Consider the following 5512-nt stretch of genomic DNA (forward strand, 5'->3'; position numbering starts at 1 on the left):
TGAGTCCGGCGGCGTCCTACTCTCCCACAAGGTCCCCCTTGCAGTACCATCGGCGCTGAGAGGCTTAGCTTCCGGGTTCGGAATGTGACCGGGCGTTTCCCTCTCGCTATGACCACCGGAACATGTTCGACCCGAACCTGGATCCGAACCTGTCCTTCAAGCCGTTGCTGAAGTATTCAGTTCGATTCCCGATCGTCTGTCGGGAACCACAAAGTGGACGCGAGCCCGCCACCCACAAGGGGCGACGGTAAAAGTTGTGTTGTCAAGTCTTCGGCTTATTAGTACCGGTCAGCTCCACGGGTCGTTAGTCCCCGCTTCCACATCCGGCCTATCAACCCAGTAGTCTGCTGGGAGCCTCTCACACTCAAGGTGCATGGAAATCTCATCTCGAAGACGGCTTCCCGCTTAGATGCTTTCAGCGGTTATCCGGTCCGAACGTAGCTAATCAGCGGTGCCCTTGGCAGAACAACTGACACACCAGAGGTTCGTCCATCCCGGTCCTCTCGTACTAGGGATAGATCTTCTCAAATTTCCAACGCGCGCAGCGGATAGGGACCGAACTGTCTCACGACGTTCTAAACCCAGCTCGCGTACCGCTTTAATGGGCGAACAGCCCAACCCTTGGGACCTACTCCAGCCCCAGGATGCGACGAGCCGACATCGAGGTGCCAAACCATGCCGTCGATATGGACTCTTGGGCAAGATCAGCCTGTTATCCCCGAGGTACCTTTTATCCGTTGAGCGACAGCGCTTCCACAAGCCACTGCCGGATCACTAGTCCCGACTTTCGTCCCTGCTCGACCTGTCAGTCTCACAGTCAAGCTCCCTTGTGCACTTACACTCGCCACCTGATTGCCAACCAGGTTGAGGGAACCTTTGGGCGCCTCCGTTACTCTTTGGGAGGCAACCGCCCCAGTTAAACTACCCATCAGGCACTGTCCATGAACCCGATCAGGGTCCTACGTTAGACATCCAAAGTGACCAGAGTGGTATTTCAACAATGACTCCACGAACACTAGCGTGCCCGCTTCACAGTCTCCCACCTATCCTACACAAGCCACTCCGAACACCAATACCAAACTGTAGTAAAGGTCACGGGGTCTTTCCGTCCTGCTGCGCGTAACGAGCATCTTTACTCGTAGTGCAATTTCGCCGAGTTCGCGGTTGAGACAGCTGGGAAGTCGTTACGCCATTCGTGCAGGTCGGAACTTACCCGACAAGGAATTTCGCTACCTTAGGATGGTTATAGTTACCACCGCCGTTTACTGGGGCTTAAATTCAGAGCTTCGCCCGAGGGCTAACCCTTCCTCTTAACCTTCCAGCACCGGGCAGGCGTCAGTCCGTATACATCGTCTTGCGACTTCGCACGGACCTGTGTTTTTAGTAAACAGTCGCTTCCCACTGGTCTCTGCGGCCTTCAACGCTCAACGAAGCAAGTCCGTATCACGTGTCCGGCCCCCCTTCTCCCGAAGTTACGGGGGCATTTTGCCGAGTTCCTTAACCACGATTCTCTCGATCTCCTTGGTATTCTCTACCTGACCACCTGAGTCGGTTTCGGGTACGGGCGGCTGCAACCTCGCGTCGATGCTTTTCTCGGCAGCATAGGATCACTGATTTCCCCTTGCGGGTACGCGTCGGGTCTCAGGCATGCAGACGACGGATTTGCCTATCGTCAGCCCTACACCCTTACACCAGGTTCACCTTACGGATACCATCGCCTGGCTCAGCTACCTTCCTGCGTCACACCTGTTCATACGCTAGCCGCACCAGCATGGGGTCGAGCGTTAGACCGGACACCATCACCCCGAAGGGATCCGGTGAGCCGGGTTAGGACTCTTAGCACCACTGGATTAGCTTGGGCGGTTGTTCGCCGGTACGGGAATATCAACCCGTTGTCCATCGACTACGCCTGTCGGCCTCGCCTTAGGTCCCGACTTACCCAGGGCGGATTAACCTGGCCCTGGAACCCTTGGTCTTTCGGAGGACGGGTTTCTCACCCGTCTTTCGCTACTCATGCCTGCATTCTCACTCGTGTAGCGTCCACGGCTGGATCACTCCGCCGCTTCACTCGCCACACGACGCTCTCCTACCACTCCGCACGACTGAACCACGAAGGCTTGTCTGTGTGCGAAATCTACAACTTCGGCGGTGTGCTTGAGCCCCGTTACATTGTCGGCGCGGAATCACTTGACCAGTGAGCTATTACGCACTCTTTCAAGGGTGGCTGCTTCTAAGCCAACCTCCTGGTTGTCTGTGCAACTCCACATCCTTTCCCACTTAGCACACGCTTAGGGGCCTTAGTTGGTAGTCTGGGTTGTTTCCCTCTCGACGATGAAGCTTATCCCCCACCGTCTCACTGCTGCGCTCTCACTCACCGGCATTCGGAGTTTGGCTGACGTCAGTAACCTGTTGAGGCCCATCGGCCATCCAGTAGCTCTACCTCCGGCGAGAAACACGCAACGCTGCACCTAAATGCATTTCGGAGAGAACCAGCTATCACGAAGTTTGATTGGCCTTTCACCCCTATCCACAGCTCATCCCCTCCATTTTCAACTGAAGTGGGTTCGGTCCTCCACGACGTCTTACCGTCGCTTCAACCTGGCCATGGATAGATCACTTCGCTTCGGGTCTAGGACATGCGACTGAATCGCCCTATTCAGACTCGCTTTCGCTACGGCTGCCCCACACGGGTTAACCTCGCCACATATCACTAACTCGCAGGCTCATTCTTCAAAAGGCACGCCGTCACCCCTACAAGGAGGCTCCGACGGTTTGTAAGCAAACGGTTTCAGGTACTATTTCACTCCCCTCCCGGGGTACTTTTCACCTTTCCCTCACGGTACTTGTCCGCTATCGGTCATCTGGGAGTATTTAGGCTTATCAGGTGGTCCTGACAGATTCACACGGGATTTCTCGGGCCCCGTGCTACTTGGGATACACATCCGGCCATAACACCATTTCGTCTACGGGGCTGGCACCCACTACGGCCCGGCTTTCAAACCGGTTCGACTATGATGCGCTGTAACCGCCCCAGTCCGGCAGAACTGAGCGACGTGTCCCACAACCCCGACCATGCAACGCCCGCCGGCTATCACACATGATCGGTTTAGCCTCATCCGCTTTCGCTCGCCACTACTCACGGAATCACATGTTGTTTTCTCTTCCTGTGGGTACTGAGATGTTTCACTTCCCCACGTTCCCTCTACCCGCCCTATATATTCAGGCGGGAGTCACCAGGTCGACAAGTCGCCTGGCGGGGTTTCCCCATTCGGAAATCCTCGGCTCACAGCTCGATTATCAGCTCCCCGAGGCTTATCGCAGATTTCTACGTCCTTCTTCGGCTCCAGATGCCAAGGCATCCACCGTTTGCTCTTAGAAACTTGACCACAAAGATTAAAATTGCGATCGACTCGAACAACAACCACCACGAAGATGATCATCGTCACGAGCGATCTAAGATGCTCGCGTCCACTGTGTAGTTCTCAACATACGATCGGCACCAGCACTCCCCCACCAACCGGTAGGTTCACCCTGGCCCAACGAAGGACCCGTAGGCCCAACCCCCACCAACACTCACGTGTCAACAGGAAGCCTGGTCCCTCAGGACCCAACAACGTGCACCAGCCGGCCCGCTCACCCCGACCCGTCCCAACCAGCAAGCTGGCGTACTAGGGCCGGAAGCTCACGCTCCCGACTGCACTGTCAATGTTCCACCCATGAGCTACCGGCAACCACGTTCGGGTTGCATCGGCGCCTGAACCAAGCACCTGCAAGCAGGGCCGGTCAGATGCTCCTTAGAAAGGAGGTGATCCAGCCGCACCTTCCGGTACGGCTACCTTGTTACGACTTAGTCCTAATCACCGATCCCACCTTCGACGGCTCCTTCCACAAGGGTTAGGCCACCGGCTTCGGGTGTTACCGACTTTCATGACTTGACGGGCGGTGTGTACAAGGCCCGGGAACGTATTCACCGCAGCGTTGCTGATCTGCGATTACTAGCGACTCCGACTTCATGAGGTCGAGTTGCAGACCTCAATCCGAACTGAGACCGGCTTTTTGGGATTCGCTCCACCTTACAGTATCGCAGCCCTTTGTACCGGCCATTGTAGCATGCGTGAAGCCCAAGACATAAGGGGCATGATGATTTGACGTCATCCCCACCTTCCTCCGAGTTGACCCCGGCAGTCTCCTATGAGTCCCCGCCATAACGCGCTGGCAACATAGAACGAGGGTTGCGCTCGTTGCGGGACTTAACCCAACATCTCACGACACGAGCTGACGACAACCATGCACCACCTGTACACCGACCACAAGGGGGCGACCATCTCTGGCCGTTTCCGGTGTATGTCAAGCCTTGGTAAGGTTCTTCGCGTTGCATCGAATTAATCCGCATGCTCCGCCGCTTGTGCGGGCCCCCGTCAATTCCTTTGAGTTTTAGCCTTGCGGCCGTACTCCCCAGGCGGGGCGCTTAATGCGTTAGCTACGACACAGAAACCGTGGAAAGGTCCCTACATCTAGCGCCCAACGTTTACGGCGTGGACTACCAGGGTATCTAATCCTGTTCGCTCCCCACGCTTTCGCTCCTCAGCGTCAGTTACGGCCCAGAGATCTGCCTTCGCCATCGGTGTTCCTCCTGATATCTGCGCATTCCACCGCTACACCAGGAATTCCAATCTCCCCTACCGCACTCTAGTCTGCCCGTACCCACTGCAAGCCCGAGGTTGAGCCTCGGGATTTCACAGCAGACGCGACAAACCGCCTACGAGCTCTTTACGCCCAATAATTCCGGACAACGCTTGCACCCTACGTATTACCGCGGCTGCTGGCACGTAGTTAGCCGGTGCTTTTTCTGCAGGTACCGTCACTTTCGCTTCTTCCCTACTAAAAGAGGTTTACAACCCGAAGGCCGTCATCCCTCACGCGGCGTTGCTGCATCAGGCTTTCGCCCATTGTGCAATATTCCCCACTGCTGCCTCCCGTAGGAGTCTGGGCCGTGTCTCAGTCCCAGTGTGGCCGGTCACCCTCTCAGGCCGGCTACCCGTCGTCGCCTTGGTGAGCCATTACCTCACCAACAAGCTGATAGGCCGCGAGTCCATCCCCAACCAAAAAATCTTTCCACCACCAGACCATGCGGCCGGCAGTCGTATCCAGTATTAGACGTCGTTTCCAACGCTTATCCCAGAGTCAGGGGCAGGTTACTCACGTGTTACTCACCCGTTCGCCACTAATCACAGGAGCAAGCTCCTGCTCATCGTTCGACTTGCATGTGTTAAGCACGCCGCCAGCGTTCGTCCTGAGCCAGGATCAAACTCTCCGTAAAAAAATTACAGATCCGACACCCGAAAGCGTCGAACCGAGTTGAAACTGACTGTAAAGACTGTCTACTGACAATCAATTCAATCCAAAAGGAATTGTCTCCGTACCTCCACAAGTGAAGGCAACGGGGTCAATAAATTGGCATTGACAATGTGCACGCTGTTGAGTTCTCAAGGACCAGACGCACCCCCCACTC

General features: G+C 55.9%; 3 rRNA genes. All 3 read right to left on the reverse strand.

The window, feature by feature from the left end:
• Nucleotides 1–3 precede the first annotated feature (3 nt).
• The 3 genes from rrf to QUG92_RS17030 all read right to left on the reverse strand — a co-directional run bounded on the left by rrf (nucleotide 4) and on the right by QUG92_RS17030 (nucleotide 5320).
• A 5S ribosomal RNA gene (gene rrf, locus QUG92_RS17020) occupies nucleotides 4–120 on the reverse strand.
• A 138-nt stretch (nucleotides 121–258) separates the two neighbouring features.
• A 23S ribosomal RNA gene (locus QUG92_RS17025) occupies nucleotides 259–3386 on the reverse strand.
• 412 nt (nucleotides 3387–3798) lie between these two features.
• A 16S ribosomal RNA gene (locus tag QUG92_RS17030) occupies nucleotides 3799–5320 on the reverse strand.
• The 16S, 23S and 5S rRNA genes sit together here, the layout of an rRNA operon.
• Nucleotides 5321–5512 lie beyond the last annotated feature (192 nt).

Source organism: Curtobacterium citri (assembly GCF_030362955.1).
Classification (GTDB): Bacteria; Actinomycetota; Actinomycetes; order Actinomycetales; family Microbacteriaceae; genus Curtobacterium; species Curtobacterium citri.